The organism is Fibrisoma limi BUZ 3 (assembly GCF_000296815.2).
GTDB lineage: Bacteria > Bacteroidota > Bacteroidia > Cytophagales > Spirosomataceae > Fibrisoma > Fibrisoma limi.
On the sequence record NZ_CAIT01000009.1, the window covers coordinates 1,585,623 to 1,603,946 of the forward strand.

20 protein-coding genes are annotated in these 18,324 nt (G+C 51.4%); 9 read left to right on the forward strand and 11 right to left on the reverse strand.

Annotated elements, in window-relative coordinates; all coding sequences use genetic code 11:
• Nucleotides 1-15 precede the first annotated feature (15 nt).
• Both gmd and BN8_RS33710 read right to left on the reverse strand, forming a co-directional pair.
• Entirely contained in the window at nt 16-1,128 is a 1,113-nt protein-coding gene (gmd, locus tag BN8_RS26350; RefSeq protein ID WP_009285003.1) for a GDP-mannose 4,6-dehydratase, read from the reverse strand.
• A gap of 88 nt (nt 1,129-1,216) precedes the next feature.
• Nucleotides 1,217-1,789 carry an SPOR domain-containing protein gene (locus tag BN8_RS33710; RefSeq protein ID WP_009285004.1) on the reverse strand — a complete coding sequence of 191 codons (573 nt, stop codon included), beginning with the start codon at nt 1,787-1,789 and terminating at the stop codon, nt 1,217-1,219.
• A 111-nt stretch (nt 1,790-1,900) separates the two neighbouring features.
• Here BN8_RS33710 and murB point away from each other — a divergent pair, with 111 nt between their 5' ends.
• Complete coding sequence (murB, locus tag BN8_RS26360; RefSeq protein ID WP_009285005.1) at nt 1,901-2,926, forward strand: UDP-N-acetylmuramate dehydrogenase; 1,026 nt, start codon at nt 1,901-1,903, stop codon at nt 2,924-2,926.
• A gap of 78 nt (nt 2,927-3,004) precedes the next feature.
• Here the strand turns inward: murB and BN8_RS26365 are convergent, their stop codons facing one another.
• The gene (locus tag BN8_RS26365; protein WP_009285006.1) at nt 3,005-3,919 is read right to left on the reverse strand and encodes an ROK family protein; all 915 of its coding nucleotides are present in this window, start codon (nt 3,917-3,919) and stop codon (nt 3,005-3,007) included.
• A 137-nt stretch (nt 3,920-4,056) separates the two neighbouring features.
• A complete protein-coding gene (locus BN8_RS26370) occupies nt 4,057-4,731 on the reverse strand; it encodes an SDR family oxidoreductase (RefSeq protein WP_040006885.1) in 675 nt (224 codons plus the stop codon).
• Nucleotides 4,732-4,885: 154 nt separating this feature from the next.
• On the opposite strand from BN8_RS26370, the gene BN8_RS26375 reads away from it, so the two are divergent.
• Both BN8_RS26375 and BN8_RS26380 read left to right on the forward strand, forming a co-directional pair.
• Nucleotides 4,886-5,614 (forward strand): MlaE family ABC transporter permease, encoded by a 729-nt coding sequence (locus BN8_RS26375; RefSeq protein ID WP_009285008.1) that lies wholly within the window; start codon nt 4,886-4,888, stop codon nt 5,612-5,614.
• A 10-nt stretch (nt 5,615-5,624) separates the two neighbouring features.
• A complete protein-coding gene (locus BN8_RS26380) occupies nt 5,625-6,371 on the forward strand; it encodes an ABC transporter ATP-binding protein (protein WP_009285009.1) in 747 nt (248 codons plus the stop codon).
• Nucleotides 6,372-6,375: 4 nt separating this feature from the next.
• Here the strand turns inward: BN8_RS26380 and BN8_RS26385 are convergent, their stop codons facing one another.
• A complete protein-coding gene (locus tag BN8_RS26385) occupies nt 6,376-7,920 on the reverse strand; it encodes a polysaccharide biosynthesis C-terminal domain-containing protein (RefSeq protein ID WP_040006543.1) in 1,545 nt (514 codons plus the stop codon).
• Between the two features lie 150 nt (nt 7,921-8,070).
• On the opposite strand from BN8_RS26385, the gene purH reads away from it, so the two are divergent.
• The 4 genes from purH to BN8_RS26405 are packed head-to-tail and all read left to right on the forward strand — an operon-like array spanning nt 8,071 to nt 11,285.
• Nucleotides 8,071-9,630: a bifunctional phosphoribosylaminoimidazolecarboxamide formyltransferase/IMP cyclohydrolase gene (purH, locus tag BN8_RS26390; RefSeq protein WP_009285011.1), complete on the forward strand. Its 1,560-nt coding sequence runs from the start codon at nt 8,071-8,073 to the stop codon at nt 9,628-9,630.
• Nucleotides 9,631-9,680: 50 nt separating this feature from the next.
• A complete protein-coding gene (locus tag BN8_RS26395) occupies nt 9,681-10,415 on the forward strand; it encodes a lysophospholipid acyltransferase family protein (RefSeq protein WP_009285012.1) in 735 nt (244 codons plus the stop codon).
• Between the two features lie 6 nt (nt 10,416-10,421).
• Nucleotides 10,422-10,709 (forward strand): Asp-tRNA(Asn)/Glu-tRNA(Gln) amidotransferase subunit GatC, encoded by a 288-nt coding sequence (gene gatC / locus BN8_RS26400; protein WP_009285013.1) that lies wholly within the window; start codon nt 10,422-10,424, stop codon nt 10,707-10,709.
• Nucleotides 10,710-10,757: 48 nt separating this feature from the next.
• Nucleotides 10,758-11,285 carry a GtrA family protein gene (locus BN8_RS26405; protein WP_009285014.1) on the forward strand — a complete coding sequence of 176 codons (528 nt, stop codon included), beginning with the start codon at nt 10,758-10,760 and terminating at the stop codon, nt 11,283-11,285.
• Nucleotides 11,286-11,365: 80 nt separating this feature from the next.
• Here BN8_RS26405 and BN8_RS26410 read toward each other — a convergent pair whose 3' ends face one another.
• The 3 genes from BN8_RS26410 to ruvX form a co-directional block, all read right to left on the reverse strand.
• Nucleotides 11,366-12,172, reverse strand: coding sequence for an amidohydrolase (locus tag BN8_RS26410; RefSeq protein ID WP_009285015.1), 807 nt, complete (start codon nt 12,170-12,172; stop codon nt 11,366-11,368).
• Nucleotides 12,173-12,239: 67 nt separating this feature from the next.
• Nucleotides 12,240-12,812, reverse strand: coding sequence for a peptide deformylase (gene def / locus BN8_RS26415; RefSeq protein WP_009285016.1), 573 nt, complete (start codon nt 12,810-12,812; stop codon nt 12,240-12,242).
• A 67-nt stretch (nt 12,813-12,879) separates the two neighbouring features.
• Nucleotides 12,880-13,293: a Holliday junction resolvase RuvX gene (ruvX, locus tag BN8_RS26420; protein ID WP_009285017.1), complete on the reverse strand. Its 414-nt coding sequence runs from the start codon at nt 13,291-13,293 to the stop codon at nt 12,880-12,882.
• Between the two features lie 132 nt (nt 13,294-13,425).
• Here ruvX and BN8_RS26425 point away from each other — a divergent pair, with 132 nt between their 5' ends.
• Entirely contained in the window at nt 13,426-13,935 is a 510-nt protein-coding gene (locus BN8_RS26425) for an NUDIX domain-containing protein (RefSeq protein ID WP_009285018.1), read from the forward strand.
• Nucleotides 13,936-13,984: 49 nt separating this feature from the next.
• Here BN8_RS26425 and BN8_RS26430 read toward each other — a convergent pair whose 3' ends face one another.
• The 3 genes from BN8_RS26430 to BN8_RS26440 form a co-directional block, all read right to left on the reverse strand.
• Nucleotides 13,985-14,989, reverse strand: a complete 1,005-nt coding sequence (locus BN8_RS26430) for a glycoside hydrolase family protein (protein ID WP_040006544.1) — start codon at nt 14,987-14,989, stop codon at nt 13,985-13,987.
• A 111-nt stretch (nt 14,990-15,100) separates the two neighbouring features.
• Nucleotides 15,101-16,495, reverse strand: coding sequence for a sulfatase-like hydrolase/transferase (locus BN8_RS26435; RefSeq protein WP_009285020.1), 1,395 nt, complete (start codon nt 16,493-16,495; stop codon nt 15,101-15,103).
• Between the two features lie 102 nt (nt 16,496-16,597).
• Nucleotides 16,598-17,224: a CGNR zinc finger domain-containing protein gene (locus BN8_RS26440; protein ID WP_009285021.1), complete on the reverse strand. Its 627-nt coding sequence runs from the start codon at nt 17,222-17,224 to the stop codon at nt 16,598-16,600.
• A gap of 104 nt (nt 17,225-17,328) precedes the next feature.
• On the opposite strand from BN8_RS26440, the gene BN8_RS26445 reads away from it, so the two are divergent.
• On the forward strand, nt 17,329-18,255 hold the full coding sequence (locus BN8_RS26445; RefSeq protein WP_009285022.1) for an EamA family transporter: 927 nt from the start codon (nt 17,329-17,331) through the stop codon (nt 18,253-18,255).
• Nucleotides 18,256-18,324: the final 69 nt, after the last annotated feature.

The window sequence follows — 18,324 nt, forward strand, 5'->3', positions numbered from 1 at the left end:
GCTTAATACAGGTGGTTATTCAAAATAGTTTAACACCTGGTGACCACTTTGCGCCAGGAACTGATCGCGACGGAACAGATCAACATCTGCCGTCATCATATCTTTTACCAGAGCCGCCAGATCGTATTTAGGCTTCCAGCCAAGCTTGGTCATAGCTTTTGTCGGATCGCCTAACAGCAGATCAACTTCAGTTGGACGGAAGTATCGCTCATCAATGCAAACAACTTCTTTACCAACCGCAACCGGGAAGTCAGGATTTGAAGCGCTGACAACAACCCCCGTTTCGTTGACACCTTCACCCTTGAATTCAAGTTCAACGCCCACCTCAGCAAATGACATGCGAACGAAATCGCGGATGCGGGTTGTAGTACCAGTTGCAATCACAAAATCCTCGGCCTGCTCTTGCTGTAAAATCAGCCACATAGCTTCGACATAATCTTTTGCATGCCCCCAGTCGCGTTGTGCATCAAGGTTTCCAAGGTACACCTTATCCTGAAGACCAAGCGCGATACGTGCAACTGCCCGGGTAATCTTACGGGTAACGAACGTTTCGCCCCGCAGCGGTGATTCGTGGTTAAAAAGAATACCGTTGCAGGCATACATGTTATACGCTTCGCGGTAATTAACCGTAATCCAGTAGCCGTACAATTTAGCAACTGCGTACGGGGAACGCGGATAGAATGGGGTAGTTTCCGACTGCGCGTGACCCTGCACACCACCATACAGTTCAGATGTCGAGGCCTGATAGATCCGGGTTTTTTCGGTCATGCCCAGCAGCCGAACAGCTTCCAGAATACGAAGCGTACCAATCCCGTCAACCTGTGCCGTGTATTCCGGCTCATCGAAGCTCACACGTACGTGCGACATAGCCCCCAGGTTATAAATCTCGTCGGGCTGTACTTCCTGAATGATACGAATGATATTGGTTGAGTCTGAGAGGTCTCCGTAATGAAGTTTGAAGCGCACGTTTCGCTCATGCGGGTCTTCATACATATGGTCGATCCGTTGCGTATTAAACAACGAACTCCGGCGCTTAATGCCATGAACTTCATATCCTTTTTCTAAAAGAAGTTCTGCCAGATAGGCACCGTCCTGGCCGGTAATACCGGTAATCAACGCTTTCTTCATGTTGCTTATAATTGGAAAAGGCTGAGCACAAACCGCTTAAAGCTTATCAAAGCTACAGCATAGTTGCCAAAAATTGTTACTTATTTCATTATTTTATTAATAGGCTTCTTCGGATTTCTACCTTATCGGATTGTAGCTGTGCCGAAGGGATCAGTTGCCGAATTGATGAATAGTACCGTTCGGCATCTAAGCGACGCATGAAATCACCGACTTTAAGTCGATATGTTGGCTGGTTGTAGGTCAGGTATGCACTAAGTTCGGGAAAATTCTGATAAATCAACAGCTTTGCCGATTCGGCCTGCTGCCGCTGGTTACCCACATACACCTGAATCCGAAAGCCGGGCGCATACCGCACAGAGCGATTCGTAGCCGCGATGGTATCAAGAACCAAATCCAACTGGCGATTTACGTGCATAGCCTCCATCGGTTTTGAAGGCCGCCGGGTTTCAGGCCGGGTAGTGGGGTTAGTGGGTGGAGGTGCCGCCGGGCGGGTTGTTGGACTGGCCGTAGCCGGTGCATACGATGGCCTGGTGGCTGACAGATCATCGTTGTACGCGTTATAGTCCGACGATGTGGTGCGGTTGGTAGCCGGGCGGCTTGATGCACAGCCTGCTATCAAAAGACTTATAAAGAAGTAAATCCAACCGTCAGTAAAACGCATAACCAAATAATTAACAGGCAAAATTAGCTAATTATCCAGACGCAAACACGACCGTAGAGTAATACCTCATCCCGGAAATTGGTTAATTTTGTTCTTCCATCTTGCGATAACATGCTGAACATACAAAGCCACGTGTCGCTCAAACCCTATAATACATTTGGGATTGCGGCCAACGCGCGGTACTGGGTTGAAATTAATACGGAAGAAGATTTACAAACGCTGCTCCAGTTAACTGATTACACCGGATTTCCGAGGTTGATTCTAGGGGGGGGCAGCAATCTGCTACTCACACATAATTTCGACGGGCTGGTTGTTAAAATTAATATTCAGGGCATCGATGTAGTCAGAGAAGACGATCGGCACGTATACATTAAAGCAGGAGCCGGGGTAAACTGGCATGAACTGGTTATGTACTGCGTTAATCATGACCACGCCGGCCTGGAAAATCTTTCGCTCATTCCAGGAACGGTTGGAGCTGCGCCAATGCAGAACATCGGTGCATACGGCGTTGAGATTGAGCAGGTATTTGATTCCCTGACCGCAGTGCATGTGCCTACGGGCCAATCCCGGACCTTTACCCATGCCGATTGTGGCTTTGGCTATCGGGAAAGCGTTTTTAAGCGAGAATGTAAAGGGCAGTATATTATCACCAGCGTTACGTTCCGGCTCGACAAACAACCAACGTTTCATACTAGCTACGGGGCTATTCAGGAAATCCTGTCTGATATGGGCATTGACGAAAGTCGTCTATCAATCAAGTCAATCAGCGACGCAGTGATTAGAATTCGACGGAGTAAACTGCCCGACCCAGCCGAGATTGGAAATGCCGGCAGCTTCTTTAAAAATCCGGAGATCCCCAAATCACAATACGAAACCCTGAAAGAGCAGTTCCCGGCTATGCCTGGGTATCCGGTTGGTGATAGAGCAGTTAAGGTCCCCGCTGGATGGTTGATCGAACAGGCAGGCTGGAAAGGATACCGGGAGGGCGATGCCGGTGTACACGCCAAACAGGCACTGGTACTGGTTAACTACGGAAACGCTACGGGCAATGAAATTTTAAACCTTGCCCATCGGGTACAGGCATCAGTTGCTGACAAGTTTGGCGTTTCAATAACCCCGGAAGTGAATGTGATTTAGAAGCGAGAAAAGGGAAGAAAAGAAGGAGGAAGGGAGAACCAGTATTAATTCATTTCTCCCTTCCTCCTTCTTTTCTATTTAATCAAAGCAAAGCGACGCTGCACCCAGCAGCCCGGCATCGTTTCCAAGCGTTGCGCGTTTGATGAGCAGGCCGTTTTTGTAATATGGATTGAGCCAGTAATCCAGCGTTTTGTGGACGGCCGGCAAAATATAGTCATACGACGCTGACAGCCCTCCGCCAATCAATACCTGCTTGATATCCAGAATTTTGATCAACGCAGCCAACCCTTCGCCCAGCATCTCGCCGACCTCATTCCAGATTTGAAGCGCAAGTTCATCACCTTCGGCCGCTGCGGCTACCAGACCAGTAGTCGAAATACTATCGTCGTTAGGAAGCTGCGTTTCGCCGGTATACTCAGCGCGTCGTTGAGTAGCCAGTTCGAGTAGTTCCTTCTTGCCGATGTTCCGCTCAAGAACCCGCCCGTTTCGTGACGGAATGTGCCCTGGTTCCATAGCATTGCCATCCCCTCCGGTAAAAATTCGTTTGTTGATAATCGCGGCTCCGCCCACCCCGGTACCCAGCGTAATGAAAATGTAGTTTTCCGTGATTTTTTCTTCCGCGAAGTAGTACTCTCCGAGTGCCGCTGCGTTGGCGTCATTTTCCAGAAAAAAGTCAACCCCCGGAAAGCGTTTTGTCAGCATATCGACCATCGGTACATTATTGATTTCCGGGATGGCCGTGATTTCCAGTGGAACGGTGCGTTCGCGGTTCAGCATACCCGGCAGGCCGATACCCACTTTCTTAACGCTTTTGTTCGCGTATAACTGAAGGGCAATGGCGTCGCCGAAGCGTTCAACAAAGTGACCTGATTGCCGCCAGCTTATAGTGTCGTGGCTGTAGAAATTGGAAATTTTACCAGTGTCGGCTTCAACGATACCCATTTTGACGTTCGTACCGCCAACGTCGATGCCCAGATACTCAACGGAAGACATTCTATCAGTTTAGAGTTTACAGTGATTAGTTCTCGGCTGCTTAAGATGAAGTGGGCCAGTGGGCCGCAAGATACGAAAGAGAAAGCAGTCAGCCTTGTTAGTAAACAACTCCGCTGCTTTTTATCGGATAGTACTGACTAAATATCACCTAGTTGCGGACGTAACAGAATTTCTTCCACCACGGCACTTTTCGACAGTGTGTACGCGGTCCAGGCAGTGGCAGCGACATCGGTGGCCTGCATAAAACGGTCGTCGGGCAGATCGGTGCCCTCCCAACTGGCCGTTAGCGTAGCACCGGGCAAAATAGCCGTCACTTTAACGCCATGGGGCTTAAGTTCTTCGCGAAGTACCCGGCTCATCCCCAACAAAGCAAATTTGGAGACACAGTAAGAGCCACCGTTGGTATACGCGGTGATGCTGGCCGTTGAGCACATCATGAAAATATGCCCCTGACGCCTGGCAATCATATCCTTCACCAGCCCGCGAGTCAGGTGATAGGCGCTTGCTACGTTGGTATTCATCGTCGCTTCGAATGTCCCCTCGGCTTCGTCCTGAATCTGACCCGGCAGAAAGACGCCCGTATTATTGACCAATACGTCAACGGGCCGATTTAATGACCGGATATAGTCTATCAATGCATTTACCCCCGCGCGCGTCGACAGGTCGGCGGCAAAGGGCAACCGATTTGGACCCGTAACATCCTCAACAGAACGAGCGCATACAACAGCGTCGAACCTCTCTGCAACAAACCGATCTACAATGGCCTGGCCTATGCCTTTGGTGCCACCTGTCACTACGATTAATGGATTCATTCGGCAAACTTTGCCAAAGTTTTGATTTTTGCCAACGTTTACACCCCGAACCATTCTACCTTTACCCGGGTTTTGACTGGTGCGGGCGGGCTGTTAGTGGCCCAGCGATGCCGTTAAAGACCGTACGTTGGCATTTCGGTCTGCTTCAAGCTTTATGTCGCATATTGGCAAGTACTTCATTTTTCTGGGTACGCTTTTTACCAACCGGGAGAAAGCGGGCGTTTATTACCGACTGGTCATGGACGAATGCATATCCATCGGCATTCGGTCGGTTTTTATCGTTTCCATCGTTTCAACCTTTATTGGTGCCGTAACCTGCGTACAGACGGCCTATAACCTGGTTAGCCCGCTGGTGCCGTTGTATATCATTTCGGTGATCGTGCGCGACAGCACGATTCTGGAGCTGGCACCAACGATTACCAGCATCGTACTGGCGGGTAAAGTCGGCTCGAACATTGCGGGTCAATTGGGTACTATGCGCATCACGGAACAGATTGACGCCTTGGAAGTGATCGGTATTAATTCCAGCTCCTATCTGGTGCTTCCCAAAGTGATTGCCGCGATGCTGATGTTTCCGTTGCTGGTGATTCTGGCAGGCTTTCTGTCCATCTGGGGCGGCTACGTGGCCGGTACGCTGGCCGATATCATCACTCCACAGGACTATATTTTCGGACTTCGCTCGGGTTTCAATTCGTTCAGCGTCACGTTTGCTATTATAAAATCGGTGGTGTTTGCGTTCCTGATTGCAACCATATCCGCCTATCAGGGCTATAACGCCCGGGGAGGAGCGCTGGAAGTCGGCAATGCCTCCACAACCGCCGTAACCAATAGTTGTATTGCCGTGCTGGCGGCCGACTTTCTACTGGCCCAGCTCTTACTGTAAGGTTTTACGTATGCTTGAGATCAAGAATATATCCAAAACGTTTGGCGACCGGCAAGTGCTGTATAACATCAGCGGCTCGTTTGAACCAGGGCAAACCAGCCTGATCATTGGCGGCAGCGGCACGGGCAAAAGCGTACTGTTGAAGTGCATGATTGGTTTGGTTAAACCCGATTCGGGCGAAGTGCTTTATGACGGCCGCAATTTTCTGGCCGATAACGAAGAAGAGCAGAAAACCATCCGGCGCGAAATGGGCGTTCTGTTTCAGGGCTCAGCCCTGTTCGACTCAAAAACAGTTCTAGAAAACGTTCGCTTTCCGCTTGACATGCTGACAGACATGAGTTCGAGCGAAAAAAACGATCGTGCCCAGATTTGTCTGCAACGCGTTGGTCTGGAAGGAGCCGGTGACCGGATGCCATCGGAAATCAGCGGAGGAATGAAGAAACGGGTTGGTATTGCCCGGGCCATTGTGCTGAACCCAAAGTACCTGTTCTGCGATGAACCGAACTCTGGTCTTGATCCGCTGACGTCCATTAAGATTGATCAGCTCATCAAAGAAATTACGGATGAGTATCAGATCACAACCGTGGTGATCACGCACGATATGAACTCCATGCTCGAAATTGGGGAAAAAATTATGTTCCTCTACAAGGGCAAAAAATTGTGGGAGGGGAACAGTGATACCATCGTTCACTCATCCGTATCGGAACTGAACGACTTCATCTACGCCAATAAGCTGCTCCGCGAGATGGAGAAATGACCACTTACTGCGAGCTACCAACGGGCGCAGGCTTTCGGCTACGTCGGAACCGCGCCCAGCCCTCGCGAATCGTATCTCGTTCGATCACCGCAATAACGGCCACGCTCAGTCCAAACAGCGCCAGGTGAAACGGCACCGCGATCCACGGATTAGGAATATTGATCTGCAACGACGCATAAATCAACAGACCAGCCCCGGTAATATAACCCAGCGCCGACCGTACATCGTAGGGAACCGGGTAATGCTTCTCGCCCAGTACGTAGCAAATAACGGTCATGACGACGCTGGAGGCCAGAAACGCCACCGCACAGCCCATGTAGCCCATCAGCGGGATCAGGAACATGTTGCCCAGCAACGTCACTACGGCACCGATAACGGTAATTAACGTACCGTATTTGGTTTTGTCGCTCAGTTTGAACCAGAATGCCAGGTTGAAGTATATTCCAAGGAAGAGGTTGCCCAGCAACAGCAACGGTACTATCCCAAGACCCTGCCGGTATTTAGGTCCGATTAGTAAGCCCAGTACGTCGAGGTTCAGGCTAACCCCAATCCAGATCAACACGCAGACAATGATGAACCACTTCGTTACGCGGGCCAGCAGGCCGGGTGCGTTTTTGTCTTCGGCTTTCGAGAAAAAGAACGGATCGGCCGCAAAGCGGAACGACTGAATGGCCAGCGCCATAAAAACCGACAGCTTATAACACTGCCCATAAATACCAAGCGCATCCTCGTTGGTCAGGTTTGGGTAGAATCCTTCGGGCAGGTAGTGGCGCAGAAACAGCCGATCGGTCAGGTTATTCACTACGTTGGCCAGGCCGGTGAGCATGATCGGATAGGCGTAGAGATACAGCGTCCGGATTTCAGGCCAGTCGAGCTGGAAGCGAAACCCTTTAAACGCCTTCCGCAATAGCAGGAAGTAACAGGCGTTGCCGAGCAGATTCGCCAGGAAAATATAGCCGGGGCCAATCTGCGGATTATAGATGTAGTCAACAAACGGCCGTAGCTGTGGCAGATAATCGCCTTCATACACATCCTTGCAGAAGATAATGAAGAACACGTTTAGAGCCACTACGATACCGATGTTAATCATTTTGGCTTTTACAAATTGCCGGGCTTTGTTTTCGACCCGTAGCCGGGCAAACGGAATGGCCGTAATGGCATCGATCGCTACGATCAGCGCCGACCAGCGGATGAATGTTGTCTGATCGGGGTAATCGAGCCAGATGGCAATATCAGGAGCGAGCCACAACAACACAACCGTAGCCATCGACGTAATTACGATCACCATGCTGAGCGTGTCGCTGAATACCTTCGGAGTAGTTTCGGGACGGCGGGCTGCAAACCGGAAAAACGCCGTTTCCAGGCCGAGGGTGTAGAGCACCAGCAGCAAGGCGATGTAGGCGTAAAGTTCAACGTTGGAAGCAAGCTGTTTCGGTTGCCCAAACGCGTAGGTCTGTACGGGAACCAGCGCATAATTCAGTAGCCGTCCGAGAATGGTACTGACGCCATAAAGAGCGGTGTCGCTGGCTAATTTTTTAAATGCACTCATGTACCGGAATGGCTGGCTGTACGCCAGATTTAGACGTAAAGATACGCCTTTCCAACGCGGAACCACCTGTTCTTCCCGGCGAATCGCTGTTATCTGTTCAATCGTGGCTATCTTTGAAGCCTGATTACCACAGATTACCTTACAATTCTGATGTCTCTTACGATTTCCTCCGCGCTCATTTCTGTCTATTACAAAGATGGCCTCGAACCCTTGGTCCGGCTGCTGCACGAGCATAACGTCAGGCTGTATTCAACGGGCGGTACGCAAACGTTCATTGAACAGCTAGGCGTACCTGTCACGGCCGTCGAAGACCTGACAGGCTATCCGTCAATCTTTGGCGGGCGGGTTAAAACGCTTCATCCGGCCGTAATGGGCGGCATTCTATATCGCCGGGAGCTTCCCGAAGATCTGGCTCAGGCTGAACGGCACCGGATTCCGCCTATCGACATGGTTGTCGTGGACCTGTACCCTTTCGAGGAAACCGTAAGCGCTGGCGCATCAGAAGAAGACGTCATCGAGAAGATTGACATTGGCGGCATTTCGCTTATCCGGGCGGCAGCCAAGAACCACAAAGACGTACTGATTGTATCGTCACGGACCCAATACGAAAGCGTTGTTTCGCTGCTAACCGAGAAAAACGGCGCAACGGACCTGGCCGACCGCCGGCAATACGCCGGCGAAGCTTTTGCTGTTACGTCGCACTACGATACGGCCATTCAGGCTTACTTTGCCGGCAATGGCGAGTCGCCTAAGTCTGCATCGGAGTTATCTGAAACCTATAAAGACTTGCCGCAACAAACGCTTCGATACGGCGAGAACCCTCACCAGCAGGCTACGTTCTACGGTGACCTGGACGCCATGTTCGATAAACTGCATGGCAAAGAACTGTCGTACAACAACCTGGTTGATGTAGACGCCTGCGTTGGGCTGATCGACGAGTTTGCGGATGGTGCACCCACATTCGCGATCATCAAACACACAAACGCCTGCGGCATCGCCATGGCACCAACGGCCAAAGAATCGTATCTGAACGCCCTGGCCTGTGATCCGGTATCGGCTTTTGGCGGTGTTATTATCACCAATACTACGGTCGATCCTGAAACGGCTGAAGAGTTGAACAAGCTGTTCATGGAAATCCTGATCGCACCCGACTACGCTCCGGAAGCGCTGGATTTGTTAAAGTCGAAGAAAAACCGGATTCTGCTGAAGCGTAAGCCTGTTGAGTTACCCACCCGAATGATCAAAACCATTTTGAATGGCGTACTGGAACAGGATAAAGACAACCAGACCGAAACGGCCGCGCAGTTTAAGACCGTTACCGAGAAGGCCCCCACAGACAGCGAAATCCGGGCACTCGAATTTGCCCTGAAGGTTTGCAAGCATACAAAATCCAACACAATTGTGCTGGCTAAAGAGGGTGGCACGGCATACCGGCAGTTGCTCGCCAGTGGTGTCGGTCAAACCTCGCGCGTGGATGCGTTGAAACAGGCCATTGAAAAAGCTGGTGCTTTTGGGTTTGACCTGAATGGGGCCGTTATGGCTTCAGACGCCTTCTTCCCGTTTCCCGATTGCGTAGAGATTGCTGATAAGGCCGGCATTACGGCCGTTGTGCAGCCCGGCGGCTCCATCCGCGACCAGGATTCAATTGATTATTGCAATCAGCACGGCCTGGCTATGGTGACGACCGGTGTGCGGCATTTTAAACATTAATTAGAACGGCACGGGGGCTCTCGCAGCGTCGCCCGTGCCGTTCAGATACTATGCGACTCCTTTACACAGCCTGGTGCGCTTTCTACATCGTAGTGTTGTACCTGATCCTGTTTCCCGTTCAGTTCGTATTTCTGCAACGTGAAGACTGGAAACCGTTGGCTCATCGAGTCAACCGGTTATGGGGGAGGCTTTTTTTTGCGGGTGTCGGCATTTCAGTCCAGGTTGAGTACCGGTTCCGGCCGGAGCCGAGGGGTGTCTATGTGTTCTGCGCCAACCATTTTTCGTACCTCGATATTGCCGTGATGGGCGTCGTGCTGGACAATTACTACGCCTTCGTGGGAAAGAGTGACGTTAAGCACATTCCGCTGCTGGGCTATATGTTTGCCAAACTCCACGTACAGGTTGACCGGGAGCAGGCTAACAGCCGGGCGTATTCACTGGCCAAATCGATTCGGTTGCTGGCATCGGGGCGAAGCATCATGATCTTTCCGGAGGGTGGCATCAAGACGAAGCAGCCCCCCCAGATGCACCAGTCGTTTAAAGACGGGGCGTTTATTATGGCCATTCAGCAGCAGGTGCCCATCGTTCCGATCACCCTGCTGACCAATCATCAGATCCTGCCAGATACTCCCACCATTCGGATGCACCGGTACCCCATGCGGGCTGTGGTTCATGCTCCCCTCGATACCAGGGGGCTAACCCAGGCTGATGTCCAGCAGTTGAAGGAGCAAACGTATCAGATTATTGACCAGGAATTAAAAAAGGGAGCGGCCGTTATGGCTTGAGTACCTATGAAAGTAGATCAGGAAACGTTACAGAAGATAGCTCATCTGGCTCGGCTGGAGGTTCGACCGGAAGAGGAAGCCGACCTGCTGAACAGTCTCAACAATGTGCTGACGTGGATGGAGCAGTTGAACGAAGTGGATACAACGGGCGTGGAACCCCTGACCCATATTTCTGAAGAGCAGAACGTGCTGCGGCCGGATGCGGTGGGTGAGCATCTCTCCCGTGAGCAGGCGCTTGCCAATGCGCCCCAGCATGACCAGCAGTTTTTTCAGGTACCAAAAGTGCTGGAATAACTCCTGGCCAATGAATTGTCGATGCGCCAGTCGAATAAATAATTACCTATGCAGTCTACCAAAACAAGCGTTTCTAGTCCGGACAAAAAGACTGATGCACTATTCAACCGCAGAGATATCTTTGCGTATTTCATTGTCGCAGCTATTGGTGCTTCGTTACAACTCGTTATCAGTTCTATTTCACAGGAATGGTTCAAGATTTCGTATGAGCAGGGTATTCTGATCGGCTACATTGTTTCGTTTTTTGTAGGCTTCGTTCTGACGAAGCTTTTTGCCTTTAATGCTAAAAATTCGGCAAAAACCCGGCGCGAAATTGCCAAGTTCACGCTGGTTTCCGTCATCTCCTGCCTGATTACGGTATTTGGCTCATCGCTACTCTACGATTTCTCGGTGAATCGCATACAGGCCTTTACGTTCGTCATCCCTTTCTCAGTAAAAGTGGTGAACGTTAATAAACTGGTGTCACATACGACCGGCATGGGGTTGAGTTTCATCAGCAACTACATACTGCATAAAACCTTCACCTTCCGCAACACCGGATTTTACGAGAAGCTAAAACGATTGCTGGGGCTTTAAACGTAGCTAGTGTTAGGGGGCGTACAGTGGTGTCAGGTTTAGAACCTGACACCACTGTACGCCCCCTAACACTAATTTAATCAACGAGTTACAATATCAAACGCGTCGGCGTCCAGATACGCAGGAAATTTGTTTCGAAAGGCCCGTAGCTCGTCGAGCGAAAGCGTCTGCTGATGTACTGTTTCAGAGTCGGCGTGCCGGAACAGAATATCTCCTTTGAAATCGATCACGGCCGATTCACCGGCGTATGGCAACCCATTACCGTCCTCCCCTACCCGATTGACACCAATAACGTAGCTCAGGTTCTCAATGGCGCGTGCCTGAAGTAACGTATTCCAGGCATTTCGGCGGGCCGACGGCCAATTGGCCACGTAGAGCAACACATCATACTCTACTTGCGGACTGTTTGCGTCAAGCGCCACCGCGTCACCCCGATTCCGGCTCCACACCGGAAACCGAAGATCATAACAGATCAGCGGGCAAATCCGCCATCCTTTCCAGTCTTTCACCAGTCGGCGCGTACCGGCGGTGTAGACCTGGTCTTCGCCTGCCATCCGGAACAGGTGCCGTTTGTCGTACGTATCAAACGTACCGTCCGGTTCCATCCAGATCAGCCGGTTATAATAATTGCCGTCTTCCTGCACCACGTAGCTCCCCGTCACAACGGCCTTTGTTTGTGCGGCCATCTGCTTCAACCATCGAAACGTAGTAAGAAGCATCGGTTCGGCCACCGCACGAGCATCCATCGTGAACCCCGTCGTGAACATTTCGGGAAGCACAATAAGATCTGTAGGCTCAGGCAGACTGAAAATATGCTCCTCCAGCATCGCCCGGTTTGCAACAGGATCATGCCAGTGGAGATTGGGCTGAAGGAGGGTGATGTTCATGGGGAGGGAGAAAAGGAGGAAGGGGAGGAAAGGACATAGATACCCTCCATTGCTCCCCATCCTCCATCTATTTTGGAAACTTCATCCGGTATTCCGCATCCGTTTTTCCCTTCGTGATGTCGGACAGTTTCTTTTTGATAAGCTGCCGTTTGAGAGATGGCAGATAATCGGTAAATAGCTTCCCTTCAAGATGGTCGTACTCGTGCTGGATAATCCGGGCCGCCATGCCGTCATATTCCTCCTCGTGTTCGTTCCAGTCGGTATCGAAGTAGTGAATCACTACGATTTCAGGTCGGAACACCTCCCCCCGAATACCAGGAATACTCAGGCACCCCTCTTCAAAACCCCAGTCGTCGCCCGCTTCTTCAATAATCTCGGGGTTGATAAAAACTTTTTTAAACCCTACCAGGCTGGGGTCTTTTTCGTCTTCCGGCTCGTCCTCGTTCAGGACCGTTCCATCAACCACAAACATCCGGATACTCTGACCGATTTGCGGAGCCGCCAGCCCAACACCAGATGCCTGGTACATGGTCTCGAACATGTCCTCGCTCAGCTTTTTAACATCCAGACTACCGGGTTCTATATCTTTTGCCCGCTTCCGCAAAACCGGGTCTCCATACGCTATAATTGGAAGTACCATAATTCTATTTTCCGTTATCGGTTTTAGTTTTCCAGGTTCAGTGGATCATAAACGCAAACCGAGAACACTATTGTTTACTTTCCATGTACGATTGCAGAATGATGGCGGCACTGACTTTATCGAGGTTTCCCTTATCACGCCGGTCTTTTTTGGTCGAGCCGTTTGTAATCATCGCCTGCATGGCCATCTTAGACGTAAACCGCTCATCATGCCAATAAACCGGAATGTCGGGGAGAGCGGTTTGCAGACGCGTTACGAACGACCGAACACGGGGGGTGTTATCCGTATCCGTACCGTCCAACCGCTTCGGCAGGCCTACTACAAACGCTTCTACCGGCTCGGTTACCACGTACCTTTTCAGGTAGTCCAGTAACTGGTGCGTCGGTACGGTTTCCAGTGCCGTCGCGATCAGTTGCAACGGGTCCGTCACGGCAATACCCGTGCGTTTCTGTCCGTAGTCAATTGCCATCAATCTTGCCATCCGGACGCAAAGATACGAAACCTGCTTTGTTTCAGGCTCCTTGTTTTAAACAGAACCTGGCTCCACCTGCCACGACAGCAAACCAAATTACCCGTTAGCTCTGTTACACTGGAAACTTAGCATAAACAGCCCATGCCCCAAATGAACTACTGCCCGCAATGCGCCAGTCCTCTCGTGAAAGGCATAGCCAGCGGCCGCGAACGGCTCATCTGCTCCAAACCGTGCGGCTACATCTTCTACGACAATCCGTTGCCCGTTGTAGGAGCCATTGTTGAATATGATAACGATACGGTGATTCTAACCCAGAACATTGGCTGGCCTGCCGACTGGTTTGGCATCGTAACGGGCTTTCTGGAAAAAGATGAAGAACCCGCAGATGCCATACTACGCGAGATTCGGGAGGAAATAGGCCTGACAGACGTTCAGATTGTCGAGTTTCTCGGTATTTATACGTTTTACCAGCGCAACGAGGTTATTTTCACCTATCACGTTCGGGCAACGGGCCCGATTGTGATGGACGAAACCGAACTACAGGCTATCAAAGTGGTACCGATTGCGCAGATCAGGCCCTGGCCGTTTGGCACCGGCCCGGCTGTGCGGGACTGGCAGGCGAAACGACTGGCGAAGGGCCCTCTTCCGTAATACAGCCATACATTGACCCGCCTGACAACGTCCGTTTTACAAGAAATCATTACGGCGTCTTAATGATCGGAATGCCTCGTTTCCACTCAACAGGTACGTTTGATAATAACCAGGTTCGGCCCTTATCCTTATTGCCCTGAAAGAACAAGTACGTATGCCCCCGCTCGTTCGTGAAAATGTGCGGATGGCCGGATTCGCTGCTGTTCCAGGCACCTGGGGCACCATTTTTCAGGAAAGGTTCGGTCTGAATACGTTCCCAATGCAATCCGTCCTGGCTACGGGCTATGCCGATCTGCTGCGGCCAGTTGTTGTAAGCCCCGGCATAAAACATGATTAGCTGGCCGTCGCGCTCGGTTACCGACGCCCCCTCGATGCACTCACCCTCCCAGGGAAGTTCGGGTTTTAGAATGGGGCCATCCACTGCCACCTGACGCCAGTCCTCACGGTTAAAATTGGTGGTCAATGGAGCAACCGCCACACCTAACTGCTGAATTTTATAAGCCGGATCGCGGGTGGCGAAATACAGAAAATACTGGTTTTTGAACCGGTGCACTTCGGCATCAATGGCTCTGCCACACGACCAGGTACTCACCGCCGGCCGAAAAATGGGATTTGTTGGATTACGCTCAAAATGGAGTCCATCGGACGAAACCGCATGGCAAATCGCATCGTTGGGGCCGTTGCCGTAGGTTTGGTAAAACAGATGTACCTGACCATCGCGGACCAGTGCCCCGGGCGCGCAGATACCTTTGGCTTCATAATCGGCCACGGGTGGTATTTCGCCAATTTTAACCCAATCGAATAGGTTACGGCTCTGGGCCACCCCAATTCCCCAGCCGTGTTTAGTACCTTGTTTATCGGTGTATTCGGGGATGGAATAATACATCAGGTAACGATCATTGAAGCGTACTACGTGCGGGTCTTTAGCCATTGGCCGCCCCAGCCGTGAGGAATCTGCAAAATACATCCGGGGCGCACTAGGCAGCGGAGCCTGACTAACGGCAATAAAGGGGAGCCCGACTACAAGGAGAAAAATGACCGTTATTTTGAACATACTTTCTTTTAGAGGAAACTGGCAATGAGACAAAATAACTGGCTTATTACCAGATCAACGGCCTGGTTTTAACTTGTGCTTTGAATAACTCGCCGGGGAGCCAAAACCCATCTATTCCCCGGCAAGTCCCGCCCGCCAGGCCAGCAGCTTAGGCCGCATAGCGCCCACGAGTTTCGGTTGCTGACCGGACACATCCATTTGTTCGGAGGGATCGGTGGCGAGATTATAAAGTTCAGTCCCAGAGCCATCATCATTGACCAGCAGTTTCCAGTTGCCCTCCCGTATGGCCAGATTCGGGCTTTTATCGCGCCCCGCCGGATAACGGAACGATTCGTTGTTGCGGCCATATTCCCAGAAAAGAGGCTTTTTACGAACGCCAGGTTTGCCCAGCAACACCGCTGCCCTATTCTCTCCATCACCGGGCGAACGGCTCCCCTTCTTACCCGCCAGACTCACGAACGTCGGCAAAAGGTCAACCGCGCTAAGCACCGACAGGCTATCAACCTTGCCTTTGGGAGTTTGGGCCGGATAGCGAACGATAAAGGGCATGCGAATACCACCTTCGTAAAGCGAGAGTTTACTACCCCGGAACGTACCCGACCGGCTCCCCTGAAAAGTAGGCAAGGCACCGTTATCGCTGGTGAACACGACGAGCGTATTGTCGTCGACACCCAATGCTTTCAGGCCCGCCATCAGCCGGCCAATCTGTACGTCGAGTTCGGCCAGAACGGCCTTAAATTCGCGCGGCTTTTCGGTTCCTTTCGGAAACTCGTTGAGCGTCATTTCGTCGGGTACCCAGGGCGTGTGTACATCGTCGGGCCAGAGGTTGATGTAACAGGGTTTACCGGAATTGCGCTTCAGAAAATCAAGCGTTTTGTCAACAAAGTATGCCGTACGGTTCCAGCGTTTTACACTGTCCGATTTGGCCCAGATCCAGTCGGTCGATGTAAGCAGCAGATCAGGATCGGGGCTTTCCCAGGTGCTGGCGTATTCATCGAAACCGTATTGCCGGATACCGGGTGCATTGTCGACATCGCGCCCCCCGCCCATGTGCCACTTCCCAAAGTGAGCCGTAGCATACCCCGCCGTTTTGAGTTCACGGGCCACCGATGGTGCCGACGCATCCAGAAAATCGGCCTGTTGGCAGGTACGATTGTGTTTTCGATCGGCCAGAAAGGATGTGATTCGCCATTTGCCGGGTACGTCGCCTGTTGTGAGGCCCACCCGTGAAGGCGAACAGATGGGGGCAGCACTGTAGTAGTTGGTGAATCTGATCCCCTCAGCGGCCAGCCGGTCGATGTTGGGCGTTGGTGGTAACTGACTGGCAGAACTATTGGATCGGTAGCACCCCACATCGGCCGACCCCATATCGTCGATCAGGATCAAGATGATGTTGGGCAACCGGTTCGGTTGCTTCGGCTTAGCATCAAACCTCGGCAGTGAAGCAGCAAAGCCACTCAATAACAGCACTACAGTTAATGCCGAAAGGGCCAGTCGGATATGCATAGTCAGCTCAGGTCAGACGGATAATGAGCAAAGTAAGTAATTGCCTCTTATACTCATCAGGCCGATGGGTTTGCTGCAAAGGCCGTAGTTTTCCGCTGAGCTTTACGGGGTAGCCCGGGCCTGTTTCTTACGCTGGTAGTAGCGCCGGGCTTTCTCGTTGGTGCCGCAGGTTTGCATATCACACCATTTCCGGCGGTGGTTCTTGGTTTCATCCAGGAAGAACCAGGCGCAGGCTCCGCACTGTTTAATAAGCTTTTGGTCTTTAGTGGTCAGTAACTCATAGGCAGACAGGCTATAGATCCAAACCGGCAGCATGAGTTCAGTGTTGGGACGTTCCCAGCTAAGCATTAATTTGTCGGCCTGCCAGGAAAATCCACGTTTGCCCAATGCCTCGTTGACATCTCCGTTAAAGGCTCTCAAGGCGGAAGCCGTTACGTCTTCCGGATTCCCTTTTACCAATGCTGAAAATACGGTAAGCATCGACTGCCTTACCTGGCGAGCCTTACCCAATACGCGCTCTGCCTGCCGGGGATCATCTTCGGCCAATCGCTCCAGGGCAGCAAGGGTGTCATCATCCAGCAGGGATAACCGGCGGCTGAGAATCAGCAGATCCTGGTAACTATGCAACCGCTCCACGGGCTCATCAAACTCAAGAGCCGTGTTGACAAAATCAAGACACACAGCCCCGCCAGTCAGATCCATTTCGGTAATCGTACTAACCTTTGCCATTTGTTCGAAAGTCAACAAACTTTATAACCTGTAAAACAACTTTAGCCAGTTATAGTTTTTTACGTATAATTTATCACCTGTAAAACCAACTTAAAAGGTAATAAATGAAATCAGCAAGCGCTCCTCGTTTTTGGTTAGTACTGGCTTTTATAGCAGTATATTTCATTTGGGGAACAACGTATCTGGCTAATCTGTACGCCCTGAAAGCCATTCCGCCATTTATTATCTCGGCGCTGCGGTATCTAATTGCCGGTGGCCTATTGGCAATGCTTGCTCGTAGTAAGAGACAGTCCTTTCCTCCTGCCAAGGAAATTCGCGATCTGGCCATCAGTGGCATTCTTATGCTTGTCGGCGGCTCCGGCTTAGTCGTCGTTGCCGAGCAGTACATCTCGTCCGGCTCGGCAGCCGTAATCGTAGCAACCGAGCCACTTTGGTTCGTTCTGTTAGATTACCCGCACTGGAAGCTGTATTTCACGAACAAAAAGATTATGGCCGGGCTGCTTATTGGCTTTTCCGGCATCGTTCTGTTCGCGCATTTCGCGCCCCTGCCCACTTCCCAAGCTGATCAATCGACAGACACGCTGGTAGGTACGGCAATCGTGTTAGCGGGTGCAGTCTTGTGGGTCATCGGGACTTTGTTTCTTTCGCGAAGGATAAAGCCAGGCCGGTTTACCTTATGGCATACTACGATCCAGCTACTGGCGGCAGGTGTTTTTGCTGGGTTTATCGCGCTGGTCAATGGCGAATGGTTTGCATTTAACCCGCAAACGGTACCGTTGCCAGCCTGGGGTGGGCTTGCTTTTCTGATCGTATTTGGTTCACTCATCGCCTATCTTGCCTTTGCCTGGCTGGTCACCGTTCAGCCGCCCGCGCTTGTCAGTACCCACACATACGTCAATCCAGTAGTGGCTGTGCTGATTGGCTGGCTGGTGGCTGGTGAGCCGATAACTGGGCTGCAAGTTATCGCGCTGGGGGTTGTTCTAACGGGTGTACTTCTAACCCAGTTGAGCCAGACGCGTACTGACGATTAAGCCGCTGCGTCGGTATAGCATAGCATCAACCGTAATTTCTTAATAGCATAACATAAGCTTACGGCGCTT